The organism is Pleurocapsa sp. PCC 7319, from assembly GCF_000332195.1.
Taxonomy (GTDB): domain Bacteria; phylum Cyanobacteriota; class Cyanobacteriia; order Cyanobacteriales; family Xenococcaceae; genus Waterburya.
This window is the reverse complement of record NZ_KB235919.1, coordinates 142,689-163,339: the sequence shown is the minus strand read 5'-3', so window position 1 is coordinate 163,339 and position 20,651 is coordinate 142,689. Positions and strand designations below refer to the sequence as shown.

Annotated in this window: 17 protein-coding genes; all 17 read left to right on the top strand. The window is 38.4% G+C overall.

Annotated features, from left to right (window positions below; translation table 11 throughout):
- Positions 1–30: 30 nt before the first annotated feature.
- The 17 genes from rfbF to PLEUR7319_RS37675 all read left to right on the top strand — a co-directional run bounded on the left by rfbF (position 31) and on the right by PLEUR7319_RS37675 (position 20,373).
- Positions 31–801 (top strand): glucose-1-phosphate cytidylyltransferase, encoded by a 771-nt coding sequence (rfbF, locus tag PLEUR7319_RS0102145; RefSeq protein WP_019503563.1) that lies wholly within the window; start codon positions 31–33, stop codon positions 799–801.
- A 39-nt stretch (positions 802–840) separates the two neighbouring features.
- A complete protein-coding gene (gene lhgO / locus PLEUR7319_RS0102140) occupies positions 841–2,100 on the top strand; it encodes an L-2-hydroxyglutarate oxidase (RefSeq protein WP_019503562.1) in 1,260 nt (419 codons plus the stop codon).
- Between the two features lie 2 nt (positions 2,101–2,102).
- Entirely contained in the window at positions 2,103–3,362 is a 1,260-nt protein-coding gene (locus PLEUR7319_RS0102135; RefSeq protein WP_019503561.1) for a glycosyltransferase, read from the top strand.
- Between the two features lie 82 nt (positions 3,363–3,444).
- A complete protein-coding gene (locus PLEUR7319_RS0102130) occupies positions 3,445–4,521 on the top strand; it encodes an NAD(P)-dependent oxidoreductase (protein ID WP_019503560.1) in 1,077 nt (358 codons plus the stop codon).
- Positions 4,522–4,729: 208 nt separating this feature from the next.
- Positions 4,730–5,797, top strand: a complete 1,068-nt coding sequence (locus tag PLEUR7319_RS37680) for a polysaccharide lyase (protein WP_019503559.1) — start codon at positions 4,730–4,732, stop codon at positions 5,795–5,797.
- Between the two features lie 27 nt (positions 5,798–5,824).
- Entirely contained in the window at positions 5,825–6,859 is a 1,035-nt protein-coding gene (locus PLEUR7319_RS0102120) for a heparin lyase I family protein (protein ID WP_019503558.1), read from the top strand.
- A gap of 515 nt (positions 6,860–7,374) precedes the next feature.
- The gene (locus PLEUR7319_RS0102110; protein WP_019503556.1) at positions 7,375–8,274 is read left to right on the top strand and encodes a putative capsular polysaccharide synthesis family protein; all 900 of its coding nucleotides are present in this window, start codon (positions 7,375–7,377) and stop codon (positions 8,272–8,274) included.
- Between the two features lie 57 nt (positions 8,275–8,331).
- Positions 8,332–9,147: a sugar phosphate nucleotidyltransferase gene (locus PLEUR7319_RS0102105; RefSeq protein ID WP_019503555.1), complete on the top strand. Its 816-nt coding sequence runs from the start codon at positions 8,332–8,334 to the stop codon at positions 9,145–9,147.
- A 32-nt stretch (positions 9,148–9,179) separates the two neighbouring features.
- Positions 9,180–9,722, top strand: coding sequence for a dTDP-4-dehydrorhamnose 3,5-epimerase (gene rfbC / locus PLEUR7319_RS0102100; protein WP_019503554.1), 543 nt, complete (start codon positions 9,180–9,182; stop codon positions 9,720–9,722).
- A 97-nt stretch (positions 9,723–9,819) separates the two neighbouring features.
- Positions 9,820–11,142, top strand: coding sequence for an NAD(P)H-dependent oxidoreductase (locus PLEUR7319_RS0102095; protein WP_019503553.1), 1,323 nt, complete (start codon positions 9,820–9,822; stop codon positions 11,140–11,142).
- Positions 11,143–11,554: 412 nt separating this feature from the next.
- The gene (locus PLEUR7319_RS0102090; RefSeq protein WP_019503552.1) at positions 11,555–12,808 is read left to right on the top strand and encodes a GDSL-type esterase/lipase family protein; all 1,254 of its coding nucleotides are present in this window, start codon (positions 11,555–11,557) and stop codon (positions 12,806–12,808) included.
- Between the two features lie 77 nt (positions 12,809–12,885).
- Positions 12,886–13,875, top strand: coding sequence for a hypothetical protein (locus PLEUR7319_RS33880; RefSeq protein ID WP_019503551.1), 990 nt, complete (start codon positions 12,886–12,888; stop codon positions 13,873–13,875).
- A gap of 62 nt (positions 13,876–13,937) precedes the next feature.
- Positions 13,938–15,449: a class I adenylate-forming enzyme family protein gene (locus PLEUR7319_RS0102080; RefSeq protein ID WP_019503550.1), complete on the top strand. Its 1,512-nt coding sequence runs from the start codon at positions 13,938–13,940 to the stop codon at positions 15,447–15,449.
- Positions 15,450–15,619: 170 nt separating this feature from the next.
- Complete coding sequence (locus tag PLEUR7319_RS0102075; RefSeq protein ID WP_144054223.1) at positions 15,620–15,874, top strand: acyl carrier protein; 255 nt, start codon at positions 15,620–15,622, stop codon at positions 15,872–15,874.
- 115 nt (positions 15,875–15,989) lie between these two features.
- The gene (locus PLEUR7319_RS0102070) at positions 15,990–16,541 is read left to right on the top strand and encodes a chorismate pyruvate-lyase family protein (RefSeq protein WP_036798420.1); all 552 of its coding nucleotides are present in this window, start codon (positions 15,990–15,992) and stop codon (positions 16,539–16,541) included.
- 60 nt (positions 16,542–16,601) lie between these two features.
- Positions 16,602–17,732, top strand: coding sequence for a 3-deoxy-7-phosphoheptulonate synthase (locus tag PLEUR7319_RS0102065; protein WP_019503547.1), 1,131 nt, complete (start codon positions 16,602–16,604; stop codon positions 17,730–17,732).
- A gap of 46 nt (positions 17,733–17,778) precedes the next feature.
- A complete protein-coding gene (locus tag PLEUR7319_RS37675; protein ID WP_026102253.1) occupies positions 17,779–20,373 on the top strand; it encodes a condensation domain-containing protein in 2,595 nt (864 codons plus the stop codon).
- The last annotated feature ends 278 nt before the right edge of the window (positions 20,374–20,651 follow it).

Sequence of the window (20,651 nt, the reverse complement as noted above, 5' to 3'; positions counted from 1 at the left end):
AATAAGTAACTATAATTAGGAGTCAAACTAATGAAAGCCGTAATCTTAGCAGGTGGATTGGGAACTCGTTTAAGTGAAGAAACCAGTATTCGACCCAAACCGATGGTAGAAATTGGTGGCATGCCGATTTTGTGGCACATTATGAAAATTTATTCTGCCCACGGAATCAACGATTTTATTATTTGTTGTGGTTATAAAGGCTACGTAATTAAAGAATATTTCGCCAATTACTTTTTGCACAGGTCTGATGTCACCTTTGACATGCGATTTAATCAGATGAATGTCCACCGTGGCAATGCTGAACCCTGGAAAGTCACCCTGATCGATACCGGAGCATCAACCATGACGGGCGGTAGACTTAAAAGAGTTGGCGAGCATATTAACGAAACCTTTTGTTTTACCTATGGCGATGGAGTTAGTAATATCAACATCACCGAATTAATAGCTTTTCATCGTGAACAAAAAACCTTGGCAACTTTGACTGCGACCCAACCACCAGGACGCTTTGGAGCAATTGTCTTGGGTCAAGAACAGACGAAAATAACCAGCTTTCAGGAAAAACCTGAAGGCGATGGCGCTTGGATTAACGGTGGTTATTTTGTTCTTGAACCAGAAGTAATTGATTTTATTGCCGATGATGCCACAGTTTGGGAACAAGAACCTTTAAAGAAATTAGCTCATTTAGAACAACTATCTGCCTACAAACATAATGGATTCTGGCAGCCAATGGATACGTTGCGAGACAAACGATATTTAGAAGGTTTATGGCAAAATAACCAGGCTCCATGGAAAATTTGGTAACTCAAGCTAAATTAAACAACTAAACTAAATAAATATTTGATGTACGATTTTACGATTATTGGTGGTGGAATTGTGGGGCTGTCCACTGCTATGACTTTAAGTCAAAACTACCCTCGATCTAAAATTGCTGTTTTAGAGAAAGAATCCCAGTGGGCTTTTCATCAAACAGGACATAATAGCGGAGTAATTCACTCAGGAATTTATTATAAGCCTGGTGGTTTTAAAGCCCGATTTTGTCGTGCAGGAAATCACTCAATGGTGCAATTTTGTCAGCAGCATAATATTGATTATGATATCTGTGGCAAAATTATTGTGGCGGTGGAAGAATCGGAATTACCACTACTACAAAATCTCTATCAACGGGGATTAGAAAATGGTTTGCAAGTCAGCAAAATTAATGCCGCCCAAGTAAAAGAAATTGAACCTCATGTACGCTGTCTGGCTGCTTTACACGTACCTAGCACGGGTATTGTTAATTATCAACAAGTGTCTCAAAAGTTTGCCGATTTAATTAGGCTACAGGGGGGAGAGCTGTTTCTTAATACTGAAGTTCTTAAAATTAATCACACCAAAAATACTACAGTAATAGAAACTTCTCAAAGGGAGTTTACTACTCGATTTATCGTTAACTGTGCTGGTTTACAGAGCGATCGCGTTGCCAAACTAGATAAAGCTAAACCAAAAGCTAAAATCGTTCCTTTTCGAGGAGAATATTACAAGCTCACGCCAGAAAAATGCTCTTTAGTCAACACTTTAATCTACCCAGTACCTAATCCAGCGTTCCCTTTTTTAGGAGTTCACTTTACTAGGATGATTGATGGTAGTGTTTATGCAGGACCTAATGCGGTACTCAGCTTTAAACGAGAAGGCTATCAAAAAACAGACTTCAACCTTCGAGATTTTGTGGAGGTGATGACCTATCCCGGTTTTTGGAGATTGGCTGCTAAACACAGGGATGAAGGAATACAAGAAATTATTCGCTCTTATAGCAAAGCGGCATTTGTACGTAGTTTGCAAAGATTGATCCCTGAAGTTCAAGCAGAAGATCTGCTACCAACTCATGCTGGAGTTCGCGCTCAAGCACTAAGAAATAACGGCAAGTTAGTTGATGATTTCTTGATTGTGTCTAATCATAATTCAGTTCATGTATGTAATGCACCTTCTCCAGCAGCAACTTCCGCCATCGAAATTGGAAAAGCTATAGTTGAAAATATTGTTGAGCTAGCACCAATTAAAAGAACGGCAATTCGGACCACTAAAATAGCAGAATATGCTAAAGAAACCGAATCATCTTTATAGTAATGGAGATTAATAGAAGTAAGGTACTGGTGCCGGAGCCGCAAGGTTCGTTGGTGATTCCTAAACTTCCTTCTAGAGGTCAAATTGCTGTTTACAATCCTGTATATTTCTCTTTGGTAATTCCAACTTATCAAGAGAGTAAAAATATTGCTCAGATCATCAGACTGATCGGCAAATTGCTAGACGAAATTTTACCTGACAATTACGAGTTGATTGTGGTCGATGATAACAGCCCTGATCGTACCTGGAAAAAAGCTCAAAGCCTTGTAGCTGAGTATTCTCAGTTGCAGGTAATGCGTCGTCAACGAGAACGAGGTCTTGCTACAGCTGTAATTAGAGGATGGCAGGTAGCGAGAGGAGAAATTTTGGGAGTTATTGATGGTGACTTACAGCATCCCCCAGAAATATTACTCAACCTTTTACAAACTCTTGAGCAGGGTGCAGATTTAGTAATTGCTAGTCGGCACATTGATCGGGGAGGAGTCAGCGACTGGAGTATCGTGAGACGCTTTTTATCTCGCGGTGCACAAATTTTGGGATTAATTATGCTTCCAGAAGTTGTTGCTCGAGTCTCGGATCCAATGAGTGGCTATTTTGTGCTACATCGTCGTGCCATTGCTGGACATAAGTTAAATCCTGTGGGATACAAAATTCTGATTGAGGTATTAGGTCGTGGAAATATAGACAAAATCAGTGAAGTTGGTTATGTGTTTCAAGAGCGTCAACAAGGCGAGACTAAGGTTGCTCCGAAACAATATGTACAGTATCTACAGCATCTGTTACGATTGTCTCTGGCTCGAGGGCGAATTAGTCGTCTTAAAAAATACATCCAGTTTCCTGCTAGCCGATTTATCCGCTTTTGTCTGGTTGGTTTAAGCGGAGTATTCGTGGATATGACTATTTTTTACCTACTTAGTGATCCGACCTCCCTCGGTTGGGGTTTGACTCGTAGCAAAATTATGGCAGCAGAATTAGCTATCATTAACAACTTTTGCTGGAATGACCGTTGGACTTTTGGGGATATCGCCAATCTTCAACCGGGATGGGGCATGCGTTGGAAAAGATTGCTTAAGTTCAACCTAATCTGTCTAGGAGGATTAATTTTAAATGTTTTACTTTTGAATTTGCTGTTCAATTTGTTAGACATCAACCGATATCTAGCCAACCTAACTGCGATCGCGGCAGTAACAATTTGGAATTTTTGGCTTAACTATAAATTGAGCTGGCGAGTCACTAAAGTTAAGTGCTCAGAGCGATTGTAAGCTAATGTCTGGAAAAAAGTAGCAACAATAATTGTTGTAAACAAGTAATCAAATCAATAAAACTTACCATTTGTTATCAATTATGAAAATATTAGTTACCGGAACAGAAGGTTATCTTGGATCTTTATTAGCTCCTCTTTTAATGCAAAAGGGGCATGAAGTAATCGGCGTAGACACAGGATTTTATAAAGTAGGATGGCTTTTTAACGGTACTGATTTAACTGCTAAAACCCTCAATAAAGATATTCGGCATATTACAGATGAAGACCTTGAGGGAGTTAATGCCGTAGTTCATATGGCAGAACTTTCCAACGATCCTGCTGGTCAATTAGCCCCTCATATTACTTACGAAATTAATCATCAGGGGTCAGTTCGTCTTGCCGAATTAGCTAAGGCAGCAGGGGTAGAACGTTTTGTTTATATGTCTTCCTGTAGCGTCTATGGTGTGGCGACTGAGGACTATGTGACTGAATCATCACCTGTCAATCCTCAAACTGATTATGCTAAATGCAAAACTTTAGTAGAGAGAGATGTTCAGCCTTTAGCTGATGATAATTTTTCTCCCACATTTCTCCGTAATGCCACTGCCTACGGTGCTTCTCCTAGGATGCGTTTTGATATTGTTTTAAATAACTTATCGGGATTAGCCTGGACAACTCAAGAAATAAAGATGACCAGCGACGGTACTCCCTGGCGTCCTCTAGTTCATGCTTTGGATATTTGTAAGGCTATTTTATGCACTCTTGAAGCCCCAAGGGATGTAGTACACCAGCAAATATTTAATGTTGGTGATACAGCTCACAACTATCAAGTGAAAGAAATTGCTGAGACTATTGCTGGAGTATTTACAGGATGTCAGCTCAGTTTTGGTACGAGTGATGGCGATAACCGTAGCTACCGAGTTTCTTTTGAGAAAATTAATCAAACATTGCCAGGATTTAAATGTGATTGGAACGCTCAAAGTGGTGCTCAGCAATTATTTGATGTATTTACCCAAATAGATATGTCTGCTGAGACTTTCACTTTCAAGGGATTTACTCGCTTGAAGCAACTGGAGTATCTAATTAGAACTCAGCAAATTGACCGCAACTTTTTCTGGAGTAAGCAATCTAAGCTAGTTGGTATTCCCAAAGGAGACAAAGAACCAGCAATCGCTTAGAAGATAGTAAAAAAGTCCGATTGACTTTTTTGGAGTAGGTTCAACTCCTCAGATACTTGAATTAGTTAAATCTGAGGAGTTTTAAAGTGATTTTAAACATCCAAAATCAGATTGTTCACGGAAGTATCTTTAGTAGAAGTATCTTTAGTAGAAATTTGCACAAAAATCTTAGTACTAATTTATTTTTACTTGGTGAGACAACTTCAAAATGAACATCATATATCCAGGTTCAACAATACTTCAAAATGATTTTGAAACGAGTTTAGATGGATTGAAAGAATCGGACTTTAATCATTCTTCTTCTGGAATTATTTCCACGTCTGACTTAAACGATCAAAATAGTAATAATACTGTCAAGTTTGTCTTGCAAGATCCCGATAAACGAGAGGAATTATCATTAGATCGCGTTCCTAGTAACTCTGAGATTACTTATAGTTTTAGAATTTTTCTACCTGATACCTATGTCGCGGATCCAGTTCCTGAAATCGTTGCCCAATGGCATGCTTTTCCGGATTTTCATTTAGGTGAAACTTGGTCGAGAACGGGACCAGTGTTGACTTTGACAACAGTAGATGGAGAATGGAGAGTCGGTAATAAATGGGATAGTCGACAAATCATCAGAGAATCAGACGAACAAAGAGGTCTAACAGCTGAGGGTTCTATAAGCTATGAATTGGGAGATTATCAAACTGGAGTATGGACTGATTGGACTTTTCATGTCAGGTGGTCTCATGAAGCTGATGGCCTAATTGAAGTGTGGCAAAACGATAATTTAGTTCTGCGGCAAACTGGACCAAATACTTACAATGATGAGTCTGGTCCCTATCTAAAAGTAGGCTTGTATAACAAAAAGTGGCAAGATACTCAGTTGACACAACGAGAACTTTACTATGATGACCTAGAAGTCCTTTCAATTCAAGAAGGAGATTATCTTCTTAGTGGGGGAAATGAGGACAATATTTATGTACTTAATAATCAGACAGCTCCAGGAAGTCAGATTAACGATCTAGGAGGGACAGATACTCTTGTCTTCACTAGTGGTCTTCGTTTAAGTCTAGAAGATCTTCTACGAGAAACAAATGATTTACTAATAGACATTAACCATGATGGAGTATTTGATCCTGTTAACGATCTCACTATTTCCAACTTCTTTACATCATCAGGAGATGGTGTTGGCTTGATCGAGACTGTAGGCAACCTTAATAGTAACCAAATTCTCAATGCTTTAGCTTTGGAACCAGTAGTTCCAGTTGTTTCAGAAACTGAAACTGTCTAGCTCTAAGGAATAAAGATAACAACTAAAATGATTTCTCAAAACTACTATTTCGACTTGATTAAATTGACATCGCTATTGTTGCTAATTGCCCCCAAACCAGCTCTAGCAGAAATAATTGGCAAAACTAGCTTTGAAACTAAATGTCAAAGACAAATAGAGCGAAGATCAAGAAGTAATAGCTGCGATCGCCTTAGAGCAAAATTGTTAGCTTCCAAAACTCTCGATTATGCTTTCAATTTTGTTAATTCCAATGCTGCTGATGGTGAATGGGCAGCTCGATTCGAACTCAGAAGTGACGATCAGGATCGAGATGAAAAAGGTGAACTACCAGTTAGAAGTGAGCTTGTTTTTAAGGATAAGCGACTCCAAGTTGGACCTGGAGGTACAGATATTTGGTACGGCTACAAAGTCATGATCGAAGAATATGAGCCTGATAATAGCTGGAATATTATCGGTCAAGGTGGACCTGTATTACATGCTGCCTGGAGAAGAGGTGGTGGATGTGACAGAGGTGGACCCAATTATAGTTTTGGCATCGAACAACTTGATAGTGGTCAATTTGCCTGGGTATTTGGTCTGCAATATATGCAGCAAAATACTTGTCGGACTGAGCAAAATTCACTCCGCAAAGATTGGGTATTGGAGGAAGCTCCTTTCGAGCTGGGTGAATGGCAAGACATTGTGGTTAATCTCAAATCAACCCATGAAGATAATGGTTATGCCAATATTTGGATCAATGGCAAGCAGGTTCTCAGTTACCAAGGTCCTTCAGGATTTCACCCTAGGGATATCCCTTTAAATGACTGGCGTAGAGTACTGCATATTAAGCCTGTTGGTATTTATAAACGGGGATATAATAAGCAGCCCGGCGATCCAGCTAGATCTGAAAAAATAGTAGTTTACTTTGATGATTTAAGAATTGGCAAAAACTCCAGTTACGAGGAAATGAAATCGGCGATTCCTGGCGTTGATGAGCAAATATCCTCTAACCCCAGCCAAGACCAAACAATGTTTCAAAGATTAAAAAAATATTTGAATAGTATAGTTAGCCACTTCAAATAAGGTCTATGTTAAAAAACCAGGAGCCTGAGCTGGAAGTGATTGGATTACTGCCAGTAGCAGGACAGGCGAAACGCATTGCTCTTTTAGCATTGAGTAAAGCGGCAGAGCCGCAGCTATAAGCTGTAAGCTGTAAGCTGTAAGCTGTAAGCCAATTATAAGAGGCTTTAACCTCTCCTAATTGTAGACCACCAAACTTCGTTTGCTGGGGGCATTAAACCCGATAGCTATAAGCTGTTAGCCGTTTACAAAGCGTAAACTTTAGAGCTTAAAGCTTAAGGCTTAGAGCTTAAAGCTTTTTAAGGTAAAGAATTATACCTCATTGGATTTCGTTCGGTAGACGAAAATTACAACCTTTGCCCCAAAATTGTCTGTCGTTATCTGCTAGAGAAAATGCGCCTAGCAGGAACAAGAATTAGTAAAGCATACATAATCATGCGAGCGGGGAAATCAGTTTGTGCAAAAAGCAATTAAAGCTAACAACTATTATCCCTATAAGAAAATAGGAAAAAAAGTATATGTCCACAATCACTAAGCTATCGCCTAATTACGCTACGGCTAAACTGTATTATTCCCTCAAAAACTATCTTAATGACTTTCTAGTTTATGGTTTCAATTTAGAACATTCTAGAGAAGAAATAATAGTCTATCAAATGGGCAAAGTTGGCTCTAGAACTATTGTCTGGTCACTAAAATCTCTTGACCTAGATCTATCTATTTATCATGTTCATGCCTTATCATATGAGGGTATCAAAAGAGTTGAAAAAGTTTACAGAGAAAATTTTGCTCGTACCAGAATAATCCACAATCATTTCTTACAAAGCTTGTATTTACGACAGAGACTGGATAAAAGTAAGAAGAAAAAAAAGCTTAAGGTAGTGACCCTTGTTCGAGAACCGATTGCTAGAAATATTTCAAAATTTTTTCAGAATCTCCATCTCTTAATGAATTATGATTTACAAGACAAAATCAATACGATGAAAACCGAAGATATTGTTAGAGAACTTAAGCAACTATTTTTCGAAAAATTTAACTCTCATTATGATTTTATGTATTGGTTTGATCGAGAATTAAAATCAGTGTTCGAACTTGATGTTTTTGCCAAAAGTTTCTCTTGTTCTGAAGGATATAAAACTTATGAAAATGAACAGATACAATTATTATTACTAAGAGTTGAGGATCTAAATAACTGTGCCCAAAAAGCTTTCAAAGAGTTTTTAGATCTAGATGACTTTAACTTGGTAACAGCAAATACTGGTAATAATAAAGAGTATAAAACTATCTATCAAGAATTTTTAAAGTCAATAAATTTACCTTTATCATACATGGATAAAATTTACAATTCGAGGTACACCAAACATTTTTACAGTGAAGAAGAAATAAAAAGATTTAGAAAAAAATGGCAGAAAAATATATAAGAATTGGGGTTTATTTCTCTACCTTCTTAATCAGAAAACCCCATTTAAAGCTAGTATATGCAAAAAAAACAGGGACGGGAGCTGGAAGTGATTGGATTGCTGCCAGCAGCAGGGCAGGCGAAACGCATTGCTCCTTTACCATTGAGTAAAGAATTGTACCCCATTGGATTTCGTTCTGTAGACGAGAATCACAACCTTCGCCCTAAAGTTGTCTGTCATTATCTGTTAGAAAAAATGCGCTTAGCAGGCATTAGTAAAGCATACATAATCATGCGTGCGGGTAAATGGGACATCCCTACATATCTAGGTGATGGAGCCATAGTTAATATGCACTTAGGCTACCTAATGATGAACTTACCTTTTGGTGTTCCTTATACATTGGATCAAGCTTATCAATTTGTGCAAAAAGCGATTATTGCTCTGGGATTTCCTGATATTCTTTTCCAGCCAGACGATGTTTATTCTAAGTTATTAGCTCGACAAGCTATTAGCAAAGCTGATGTGGTTTTAGGTTTATTTCCGACTGACCAACCTCAGAAAGCAGGTATGGTTGATTTTGACTCACAGGGTCGAGTTCGTCTGATTACAGAAAAACCTAAACAAACAAAATTACGCTATATGTGGGGAACAGCAGTGTGGACACCCGTATTTACCTCCTTTCTACATGAATATGTAGTCTCTATTGAAGCTAGTAGACAGCACCATGAGGCTGAGAACTATCCCACCAAGAAATGGGAATTGCCGATCGGAGATGTAATTCAAGCCGCGATCAACAAGGGTTTAGAAGTACAAGCAGAGGTTTTTACTGATGGAGAATATTTAGATATTGGCACATCAGAAGATTTAGTTCGCGCTGTACGTAGATTTATTTAGTAAAGAATTTAGTGTTTAACTAGTAAAAAATTATGAAATTCACAGAAACAAAACTCAAGGGTGCCTATATTATTGACTTAGAACCAATACAAGACCACCGCGGTTTTTTTGCCAGAACTTTTTGTGCCAAAGAGTTTGAAGCTTACAATTTGAAACCAGCAGTTGCCCAGTGCAATGTATCTTTTAATTATAAACAGGGGACTCTGCGGGGCATGCATTATCAATTATCTCCCGCAACAGAAACTAAATTTATCCGTTGCACTCAAGGGGGAATATATGATGTGATTGTAGATTTGCGTCCAGAGTCGGAGACTTATCTGCAACATATTGGTGTCGAACTAACTGCCGAAAATCGTCGTGCTCTATACGTTCCGGAAATGTTTGCCCATGGTTATCAAGCCTTGAGTGATGATTCCGAGGTCATTTACCAAGTAAGTGAATTTTATACACCGAATCGGGAAAGAGGTTTACGCTACGACGATCCTGTATTAGGGATTGAATGGCCGTTGCCTATTAGTGAGATTTCTGAGAAAGACACTAATTGGTCTTTACTCAAAACCCCTGTAGTTAGTTAATTCAAATAACTGCAAACAGACAAGCAATCCCTACTCACCATCAGATGTGGGGCGTATTTAGTAGTGACATTGTTTTATTTTCATAGAGGATTAATTAATGATTATTGTCGATAAAGCTTTACAAGATTGCGTGGCAACTGGAAACCCTGTCAAAGTGGGTATGATTGGAGCCGGTTTTATGGGGCGTGGTATTGCCAATCAAATTATCAATTCTGTTCCCGGAATGGAATTAGTGGCGATCGCTAACCGTCGTCTTGAGGGGGCAAAAAGAGCTTACCAAGAGGCAGGAGTCCAAGAATTATTAGACGTTGAAACAACTACGGCATTAGAAGAAGCAATTTCTCAAGGGAAATATGCCATTACCGAAGATGCCAAACTTTTGTGCCAAGCAGAACAAATCGATGCCCTGATTGAAGTTACAGGGACAATCGAATATGCTGCGGGTATAGTCATGGAAGCGATCGCTAATCGTAAACACGTAATTCTGATGAATGCAGAATTAGATGGCACAATTGGCTCCATTCTCAAAGTCTATGCGGATCGAGCAGGAGTTATTCTTAGTGCCTGTGATGGCGATCAGCCCGGAGTACAAATGAACTTGTATCGCTTTGTCAAAAGTATCGGCTTGACTCCTTTGCTCTGCGGCAATATCAAAGGTTTACAAGATCCCTATCGCAATCCCACAACTCAAGAAGGTTTTGCCAGACGTTGGGGACAAAAACCCCATATGGTAACAAGTTTCGCCGATGGTACTAAAATTTCTTTTGAACAGGCGATCGTCGCCAATGCCACCGGAATGAAAGTTGCCCAGCGCGGAATGTTAGGCTATGACTTTAAAGGTCATGTGGACGAAATGACTGGTATGTACGATGTTGAACAATTAAAAGAATTGGGCGGCATTGTTGATTATGTAGTAGGAGCCAAGCCTGGTCCTGGTGTATTTGTCTTTGCTACCCATGACGATCCTAAACAACAGCATTATCTCAATTTATATAAGTTGGGAGAAGGACCTTTATATAGCTTCTATACCCCTTATCACCTCTGCCATTTTGAAGTACCTTTATCTGTGGCTCGCGTAGTTTTATTACAGGATGCAGTCATGAGTCCGATTGGTAAACCTCAGGTAGATGTAGTGACAACAGCAAAAATTGACCTCAAAGCTGGAGACATGCTCGATGGCATTGGCTTCTATATGACTTACGGACAATGTGAAAATTCTGAAGTTGCGCTCAAAGAAAATTTATTGCCGATGGGGCTAGCTGAAGGCTGTCGTCTCAAACGAGATATTGCTAAAGATTCTGTGTTAACTTACGATGACGTAGAACTTCCTAGTAATAGACTATGCGATCAACTAAGAGCCGAACAAAATGCTTATTTTGGCAAAGTCACTCTTAAAAATCAGAAAATAGCTTTGTCTTAGGGCTCAAAAGTCAATTGAAAAAGTTTGTTTGAGTAGTATCTAAATATCATTTTTTATGAGGAAATCAATTAAAAGTCGAACGAAATGCTTATTTTGGCAAAGTCACTCTTAAAAATCAGAAAATAGCTTTATCTTAGGTCTTAAGAGTCAGAAGTTAATTTTTTATACAACGAAAAGATATTGATATTTTGAGTTTTCCTCAGAATACAAACTTCGAAAGCTACTCAGCTCGAAGTTTAATGTCTAACTTGATACAATACTTCAGAAAGTTTTGATTTACGCTTTGAAGTCATTAATCTCTCTTGTTTGCTTAAAAACAAGCAGTAGATTTGATTTATTCGTCAATTATTCCTGCATATCTAATTTTTGTCTGACCTATTGTAAATTGAGTTGTATCTAAAACAAATTTATTATGGCAATTGATTTAACTTTGCTCAATGATTCTGATAACGATTTAATCGTTGAACAAAATAACATCGCTGACTATGGCCAGAGTGATAGAGGGATAGTTGCCAATCTTTCTACAGATAAAGTTTTGACTCCAATTTATGGAGCCACTGAGCAACCGGAAATCATGGCATTTGGTGATTCGATAACTTCAGGTGAATATCCGACCGAGCCTACTCCTGGTGCATATCGCCTACAGTTATCGAATAACTTTGTAGATGATGATTTGAGTGTTGATTTTATTGGTTCTCAAGAAAATGAAGGAACTAATATAGATGATGCAGAACATGAAGGGCATCCAGGGTTTACAATTGATGAACTGACAACACTCGTCGATGAAGGGCTACTGACAAACTATCAGCCTGATATCGTACTGTTGATGGCAGGAACTAACGATATTTTGCAATCTGGTAGAGCTGCTCAAGATGCTGCTGATAATCCCGATCAGCTAGCTGAAATTGCTGCTCAAACTATTGATGAACTCGATTACCTGATTGAGCGACTAATAGATGAGGCACCAGATGTACAAATATTTGTTTCATCCCTTGCTCCTCTCGATCCAGCAATAAAGGGTAATCCGCGACCTGACGTTGTCGAATATTTTAATGACTTTCTACCTGAACTAGCTTCAGAGTATGGTCAGCAAGTAACCTATGTCAACGCTGGTGGGCAAGTTGACATCAGCAATTTAGTACCTGACGGAATTCATCCTGATAGCACAGGATATCAAGAGATTGGAAATGCTTGGTATGATGCTTTAGTAGAATCAGAAACGCTTTCGGAAATCGATCATATTACCGGGACAGCATTTAGCGATCAATTGACAGGTAATGACCAGGCAAATATTTTGTTTGGTTATGGTGGCGCAGATATTCTGGCTGGGGGTCAAGGTGCAGATAACTTTGTGTATGAAAATTTAGATTCAGAATTAGATACGATTACTGATTTTGATGGCGACGATCATATCTTAATCTCTGCATCGGGATTTGATACTAGCTTGGTTCCTGACGAGAATTTAAGGCCACACCCCAGGAAAACTGGAGTATTTATTGATTATAATCCATGCCCATATGGAATTTGTCCCTATGTTATCTACAATTCGGATGATGGTCTGCTCAGTTTTGATCCAGATGGTAATGGTTCTGAGTCTGTAGTAGATATTGCCTACTTATCTAATCTACCGACTTTCGGCAGTGAAAACCTCAAGATTATTGCTTAGTCAAAAGCTGAAAAAGACTTCAAATTATATAACTTAGACTTTAACCATAGTAAAATTTATTGGTGATTGCGATGTTTATGACAACCGTAGAATCTAAAACCCCAAGCAACAGTGAAAAAACAAATCTACCAAATAAGACCCTACAGGTACTATTTGGTCGTGAAGAAACTCGCTGCGTCTCTACCGAAAATGGTATCGATCTCTATGTTAAAATTCCTGTTTTGGGTCAAGATAGTCGCGAGCGAATTGCCTCGCAACCTGGACGTATTCATAGTCGTCTTGGTTTTCAACTTATAGAATCAGAGGAATATTTAGCTGGTGTTCTAGTTAAAGAGGTCGACTTTCCTTTGGAAAAAGCTGCCTATGAAGTCTACATGGACTTTCTAGAATTAACCAAAGACTGGAACTTGTTTCGTGTCTGGAACTATGTTCCTTACATCAACAATGAAACTTCTGCTTTAGAAAATTATAAATCTTTTTGTAAAGGACGTTCTCTAGCTTTTGAAGCGTTTTATGGCACTGATTTTGAGGTTAAATTACCAGCAGCATCAGCGGTGGGTATCAACGATCGCAAATTAGTGCTGTATTTTATAGCAGGAAAAGCCGAAGCTACCCACATCGAGAATCCCGAACAAGTTTCAGCATTCAAATATCCTCAACAATATGGACCTCGATCTCCTAGTTTTGCTAGGGGAACGGTGATCGAGCTTGGAGGTAAACGTGTCGGTTATTTATCTGGTACGGCTAGCATTAAAAGCCACAAGTCAGTAACTCTTAGTGACGTTGCCGAACAGATGTATACTACCCTCGACAATATGAGTTTAGTGTTTATGAATATGGGGTTAGTACACGAACGGATGAGTTTCGGCAGTCTGATGCCCGATTCGGCGAAGTATGATCGCTTTTTCAAAGTTTATATTCGCCGCGAATCTGATGCTGCCATAGTTCGAGAGTTATTTCCTCAAAGTATTTTAGCCACTGAGGAAGACCATATTATTTACCTGCGTTCAGATATCTGTCGCTATGAACTAGATATCGAAATCGAAGCCGTTATCCAAGAAAAATAGTCAACTCTTTAACTTAATTTCTTTATATCTCAGATTCTTTTTTATCGATTATGCTATATCAAATGCTTCAAAAGACTGTAGCAGAGCAACCTGACAAAACAGCTCTTGTCTATGGTCAAACCCGAACTAGTTATCAAGAACTTGAGCAACAAGTGCGAGGATTTAGCCAAGGTCTAAGTGTTTTAGGGGTTCAACAATCAGATTGTGTCGCTTTAATCTTACCTAATTGTCCTGAGTTTGTGGTTAGTTTTTGTGCGGTCACCTCCTTGAATGCGATCGCTCTGTTGCTAAATCCAGGATTCAAAGAAAACGAACTGGAACACTACCTCCGGGATAGTAATGCCAAAGTTATTATTACTGATAGTATTAGAGCTGAAGCTTGTCATCAGGCAATTTCCCGCTTGGAACGCTCTGTTGATTTAATTGTAGTCTCAGAGAAACCCACTGTTGGTCTGGCGTTTAACAACTTGATCCAGTCTGATTTTGGAGATTGGCAGCCAGAAGAATCCTATTTAGGAGATGTTCTTTATCAATATTCATCGGGTTCTACAGGAAGACCCAAAAGAGTCTGTCGTACCCAGAATAATCTCTATCATCAAGCAATTAATTGTGTTGAGACACTGCAGGTAACAAGCTCCGATAACATTCTTTGTCTTGTACCGCTGTATCATGCCTATGGATTTGGTGAATGTTTACTGGCAGCAATCTGTTCAGGAGCCACCCTAACAATTTTAGAACCGTTTTTGCAGGACGGTGTCCCAGTAGAGATGCCCTTTGTTTTCCGTCGGGCTCGCGTTCTAGAATTAATTGAGCAAGAAAAGATCACAATTCTACCTGCTGTTCCTTATATCTTTAGCATCCTGGCAGCAGCACCAGCAGATACATATGCTGAATTACCAAGTCTTCGATTGTGTATATCGGCGGGGAACTTCCTCTCTCAAGACATTTTTGATAAGTTTTTACAACGGTTTGGCATTCCTCTGCGACAGCTTTATGGTTGTACAGAAGCAGGTTCAGTAGCCATTAATATGCAAAGTAGCCAAGATGTTAAATACGATTCTATTGGTTTACCAATGCATAATGTTGAGATTAAAGTAATTGGCGATCGCGGACAAGAATTACCTCCTGGTCTGGAAGGCGAATTAGTAATTACCAGTCAAACTTTGACCAAGGGATACCATAATTCTCCTGAAGTGAACAAAGAAGTGTTTCAAAATGGTCACTACTTTACCGGTGATTTAGGTAAAAAAGACGAACAAGGTTATCTTTCAATCACTGGTAGAAAAAGAATCTTTATTGAGACAGGAGGACATAAAGTCGATCCCTTCGAAGTTGAAGATGTTTTAGTAACTCATCCCAATGTAGAAGAAGCGGTAGTAGTTGGAACTAAACAACCCTACACTGGAGAGATTGTTAAAGCAGTTGTTGTCTGTCGAGAACAGTGTCCGGAAGAGGAATTAATTGCCTATTGTCAAGAGCAGCTAGCTGATTTTAAAATTCCCAGAATCATTGAATTTCGCAGCGAAATACCTCGCAGTTCTTTGGGTAAAATTTTGCGCAAAGATCTAGTATAAAACTAACTATTTTACTCAGCTAGATAAGGCAAATTATAATTAACTTGTTGCAATATCTAGCTGCCTACTATCATATTTTGCTAGTATGTTAATCTTAACGAAAACTAGTATTAATTCAATCAAATTTATACCAATCAAATTATTACTTTTTTAACCGACTTTTAGCAACCATGATGACAACTGAAGAACTAAAACTTAAAACCAAAAATGTAGTTTCTGAGTTACTTCCAAATATTAATAGTCAACAAATTGACGATGATCAGGACATTTTTTATTTGGGATTAAACTCGATTAATGCCATGACCTTAATTTTTAATTTGCAAGAAGCTTTTGGTATTACTTTTAACGATGCTGAGATTAGTCTCGATAATTTTCGGACAATCAGCGATATTGTAAAATTAATCGATCAGAAAACCAAAGCATAGCCATAATACTTGAATTTTCAATTCTTCTAGTTTTTCTTTTCAGCTTAAACTGTTCTAACTCAATTAACTAAAACTAACAAAAATTATTTAAGTGAATAACAATAATATTGATCTGATGCGTGAAGATTTAAATCAATCTTTAATCCGTAGTCATATCAATCCATCAAAACTAAGTACATTTCAGCGTATCTTACTAACAACTGATGGGACACTAACTGAAATATTAGAAGCCTACTTATTTGAACAAATTCGGGTAGTCAAGCTATCAGAAGGAATAGTTTCAATTACACAGGATATTTTACCGTTAGAAGTTAAACAGGGTAGTGAAGTAATTGAAAGGAAAATATTACTTCAAGGAAAAATCAGCAGAAAAAACTTTATTTATGCTGAGTCAATTCTGGTTACTGAAAGATTAGAAGAAAAGTTTAAAGATGAATTATTACACTCTAAAACTCCTCTGGGCAGACTCTGGTTAGAAAATAAGTTTGAAACTTTTAAAGAGATAGTTGATACAGCTGAAGAAACTGTAGGTAAATTGTCTACTTATTTTCCGATTCAACCAGAAGATTCAATTCTATCTCGTACTTATCTAGTCTTTTCTCAGGGTAAACCCATTATCATGATTACTGAAAAATTTCCCGCCAGCTATTTTCTGACGGACTTTTGAATCAGAACCACTTTTCAAATCAAATCACATTTTTTAAATTGATTCCCCTCGTTAAGCAAGATGAATATTAAAGAAATACTAGATGTCAATATTGAATCTTCTCAGGTTTTAATGACCCCGATTCAACTCAAGAGTCAATTACCCTTGACCGAAGCTGCTGCCAAAACAGTTTTACAAGGAAGAAATGAGCTACAAAATATTTTAGATGGCAAAGACTCTAGAAAATTTATCATCATCGGCCCTTGCTCCATTCACTCCCCAAAAGCTGCAGAAGATTATGCTAAAAAGCTAAAAGATTTAGCTGAGAGGGTTAAAGACAAATTATTAATTGTCATGAGGGTTTACTTTGAAAAACCCAGAACAACTGTAGGCTGGAAAGGATTGATCAACGATCCCGATCTGGATGGTTCATTTAATATGCAGAAGGGTCTATCTACTGCTCGTAACCTACTAATTAAAATTGGCGAAATAGGATTACCAGTAGCTACAGAAGCATTAGATCCGATAACCCCTCAATATCTAGCGGAATTAATTTCTTGGTCAGCTATTGGAGCTCGTACTATTGAATCACAAACTCATCGGGAAATGGCAAGTGGATTGTCTATGCCAGTGGGTTTTAAAAATGGTACAGATGGTAATATTCAAGTGGCTTTAAATGCAATCCAATCATCGAAGATGCCCCATAACTTTATCGGACTTGATCGCGAGGGGCAAGTAAGTACTTTTAGAACTAAAGGTAATCCTTATAGTCATCTTATTTTACGAGGTGGTGATCGCCAGCCTAATTTTGATGCCGCGACAGTTACCAGAGCAGAACAAAAACTCAAAGATTTAAATTTACCGCAGACCATTGTCATCGATTGTAGTCACGGAAACTCTCACAAAAATCATAAATTACAAGCTTCGGTGTTAGAAAATATTTTGCAACAAATTGCCGATGGCAATCAATCCATAGTTGGGATGATGTTGGAATCTAACTTGTATGAAGGCAATCAAAAAATTCCTAAAAATCTGCAGGAATTAAAATATGGTGTTTCTGTTACGGATAAGTGTATTGGCTGGGAAGAAACAGAAAAGATTATTTTGTCAGCTCATGAAAAATTAAGTGCTGACCGAAACATTACTTTGTACACCTGTGGCATGGAAGTGTCTGGAGTACTTGTTCGCAATTTACTAACCACTAAAGGTTAATCGGGTGTTACAGATTGGAAGAGCGAAACCTATAGCAGAAAAGATTATGAGTAATACAACAGAAACAATTCCCCAAAAACAGACTGCCTCAGCTCAGGCTCCAGCAGATCTTTGGCAAGCAATTAGAACTATTATTAGCTTACAGAATCAAGCTCCACCTTTAATTCCTACTTCACGCGAACAGAATCTTCCCCTCTCTTTTACCCAGGAGCGACTCTGGCTTATTGACCAATTAGAATCAGGAAGCAGTACTGCGTACAATATTCCTTTAGCTTTGCGACTAAGCGGTTCTCTCAACATCTCCGCTCTTGAGCAGAGCCTCAAAGAAATTGTCAGACGCCATGAAGCCCTTAGAACTACTTTTAGCACCGTAGAGAATAAACCAGTTCAAATCATTTCCTCTGAAGACCAGAACTGGAGCTTAACTATTCAGAATTTACAGGAATTGCCGAAGGTAGAACGGGAGCAAGAGGCACTACGACTTTCAATACAGGAAGCTCAAAAACCTTTTGACATCAGTAGTGATCTACTCTTTCGCGCTTCTCTACTAGAACTAGAACCAGAAGAAAATATACTACTCATCAGTGTTCACCACATTGTTTTTGATGGTTGGTCAGAGGGAATGTTGTGGCAAGAACTAACTTCACTTTATGAATCTTTTGTTCAGGGAGAATCCTCCCCTTTACCAAAATTATCTATTCAGTACGCAGATTTTGCGGTTTGGCAACGCCAATGGTTACAAAGTGATTTTCTGGCTGCCCTTCGTTCTTATTGGCAAGAGAAATTGGGCGCTAATCTTCCAGATTTGACACTCCCGACAGACTATTCTCCACCAGCAGTACCCACCCGTAAAAGTTCCACTCATAAACTAACTATATCTGCCCCACTTACTGCTGAGCTTAAACAGCTTAGTTATCAATCTGGAGCAACCCTTTTTGCTACCTTACTGACGGCGTTTAAGATTTTGCTTTATGTTTACACCGAGCAAGAAGATCTTTTTGTCTGTAGTCCCATTGCTAATCGTAATCGTCCAGAACTTAAGCAGTTAATGGGTTATTTTGTTAACCTGCTAATTCTTAGAAGTGATTTGTCTGGCAATCCTAGTGTTCAAGAATTATTGAATCAAGTACGTCAAACAGTTACTGGTTCCTATGCTCACCAAGATTTTCCTCTACAGCAACTAGTTCAAGACCTTGGTTTAGGACAAAAATCACTATCCCAAGTTATGTTTGTCCTCCAAAACAATGAACAAAATAAGCCCAATCTATCTGGTTTGGCTGTGGAAACCTTAGACATAGATAATGGCAAAGCTGATTTTGATTTATCGCTTTCTTTAACAGAGTGTCAAGACGAACTAGTTGGAGTCTGGAAATATAATACCGATTTATTTTCTCCAGAGTCGATCGCTAAGATGGCAGAGGATTGGCAAACCTTACTCGAGAAAATTGTCGCTGACCCAACCAAACCAATTAGTGAATTATTAGTATTAAGTAATCGCGATCGCCAACAACTACGCGCTAAACGCACTAATAATTTGTCAGTTCCCGGTAGATCTTCATCTAAATCAACGAATAATTCTAAACCTAGAAATGCTTTAGAATTGAGACTGACTGAACTTTGGTCAGAAATTTTAGACAACCAAGATATCCATCTTCAAGATAACTTTTTTGAAATAGGAGGTAGTTCTCTCCTTGCTTTCCGCCTAATTGGGGAAATTGAAAGCTCTTTCGGCAAAAAGCTACCCTTATCTGCGTTGTTAGAAGCGCCAACAGTCGAAAAGTTAGCTAAGCTAATTAGCGAAAATGGAGACACTAATTCTAGTTCCTGGTTAAATCCCCCACAACCTGGTAGTTCTCGTCCAACTTTATTTTGTATTCCTCCAGCAGGTAATAGTTTACTAGGATTTGCTAATTTAGTACGTCATCTGGGTAAAGACCAGCCATTTTACGTTCCTCAACCCCTGGGATTGGAAGGAGAAACCGAACCCCATGAACGGGTTGAAGACATGGCAGCACACTACATCAAGGAAATTAGAGCAATTCAACCTGTTGGACCTTATTATCTAGGTGGAAGATGTTTCGGTGGGATTGTTGCTTTTGAAATGGCACGACAATTATCACAGCAAGGACAAAAAGTTGGTCTCTTAGCTTTGATTGATGGTGGAATGCCGCCTAATATCTACTCTAAGTTGAGAAATACTAATGGTAGTCAAAAAACAAAAACTTTAGCTGAATATTGGCAAAGCTTTGCTTATTTTTGCCGTAATGGTCAACTGTTGACGATCCTTGAATACAAATATCGTAAGCAATTACGCAAGTTGAAAGCGAAATTTTTACCTAGTCAAGCTGCACCAGATCCTTTAATGGCAAATGTTAAAAAGGTTTTTAGAAGTCATCTTAAAGCAAGAGCTAAATATCTACCAACAAGTAGTTATCCTGGTAAGATTACCATCTTTGCCAGTGGTACTTTACGACTAGATCAACAAGCGAGCTGGGAAGAATTGGCAACCGAAGGAATTGATTGTCATTTTGTTGGTGGTAGCCACGGCACGATCGATCAAGAACCACATGTAGGAGTTTTAGCAGGTAAGTTAAGAGCTTGCTTGGATGAAGCTCAACAAAAGACAAATGTTCATATTTAGCTGATAGCTCAATACCTCGGACAAGTCTGAGAGTTATGTACAGCAACAATCAACAAGTTAATTACCAGTAATTTGTACAACGTGAGCATCCAACGAAAAGAATTCGTTATGTCTGGAGAGGAAAAATTGTCCCCCAAGAGTTTGACGGGGGCTTAAAAACTTATTATTTCGTAAGCTGAAACTATGATTATTTCCTAGAAAATCGAAAAATACTGGTTTTGATACCACTCACGTTGTACAGACTGACATCAAAAATGAAATGCTAAGCTATTATTATT

Bases quoted from the DNA above. Each gene is read 5' to 3' on its own strand.
- PLEUR7319_RS0102110 (WP_019503556.1), top strand. From the start codon at position 7,375: ATGTCCACAATCACTAAGCTATCGCCTAATTACGCTACGGCTAAACTG.
- PLEUR7319_RS0102075 (WP_144054223.1), top strand. From the start codon at position 15,620: ATGATGACAACTGAAGAACTAAAACTTAAAACCAAAAATGTAGTTTCT.
- PLEUR7319_RS0102095 (WP_019503553.1), top strand. From the start codon at position 9,820: ATGATTATTGTCGATAAAGCTTTACAAGATTGCGTGGCAACTGGAAAC.
- PLEUR7319_RS0102090 (WP_019503552.1), top strand. From the start codon at position 11,555: ATGGCAATTGATTTAACTTTGCTCAATGATTCTGATAACGATTTAATC.
- PLEUR7319_RS0102080 (WP_019503550.1), top strand. From the start codon at position 13,938: ATGCTTCAAAAGACTGTAGCAGAGCAACCTGACAAAACAGCTCTTGTC.
- PLEUR7319_RS0102135 (WP_019503561.1), top strand. From the start codon at position 2,103: ATGGAGATTAATAGAAGTAAGGTACTGGTGCCGGAGCCGCAAGGTTCG.
- PLEUR7319_RS37680 (WP_019503559.1), top strand. From the start codon at position 4,730: ATGAACATCATATATCCAGGTTCAACAATACTTCAAAATGATTTTGAA.
- PLEUR7319_RS0102065 (WP_019503547.1), top strand. From the start codon at position 16,602: ATGAATATTAAAGAAATACTAGATGTCAATATTGAATCTTCTCAGGTT.
- PLEUR7319_RS0102105 (WP_019503555.1), top strand. From the start codon at position 8,332: ATGCAAAAAAAACAGGGACGGGAGCTGGAAGTGATTGGATTGCTGCCA.
- PLEUR7319_RS37675 (WP_026102253.1), top strand. From the start codon at position 17,779: ATGAGTAATACAACAGAAACAATTCCCCAAAAACAGACTGCCTCAGCT.
- PLEUR7319_RS0102120 (WP_019503558.1), top strand. From the start codon at position 5,825: ATGATTTCTCAAAACTACTATTTCGACTTGATTAAATTGACATCGCTA.
- rfbF (WP_019503563.1), top strand. From the start codon at position 31: ATGAAAGCCGTAATCTTAGCAGGTGGATTGGGAACTCGTTTAAGTGAA.
- lhgO (WP_019503562.1), top strand. From the start codon at position 841: ATGTACGATTTTACGATTATTGGTGGTGGAATTGTGGGGCTGTCCACT.
- PLEUR7319_RS0102130 (WP_019503560.1), top strand. From the start codon at position 3,445: ATGAAAATATTAGTTACCGGAACAGAAGGTTATCTTGGATCTTTATTA.
- rfbC (WP_019503554.1), top strand. From the start codon at position 9,180: ATGAAATTCACAGAAACAAAACTCAAGGGTGCCTATATTATTGACTTA.
- PLEUR7319_RS0102070 (WP_036798420.1), top strand. From the start codon at position 15,990: ATGCGTGAAGATTTAAATCAATCTTTAATCCGTAGTCATATCAATCCA.
- PLEUR7319_RS33880 (WP_019503551.1), top strand. From the start codon at position 12,886: ATGACAACCGTAGAATCTAAAACCCCAAGCAACAGTGAAAAAACAAAT.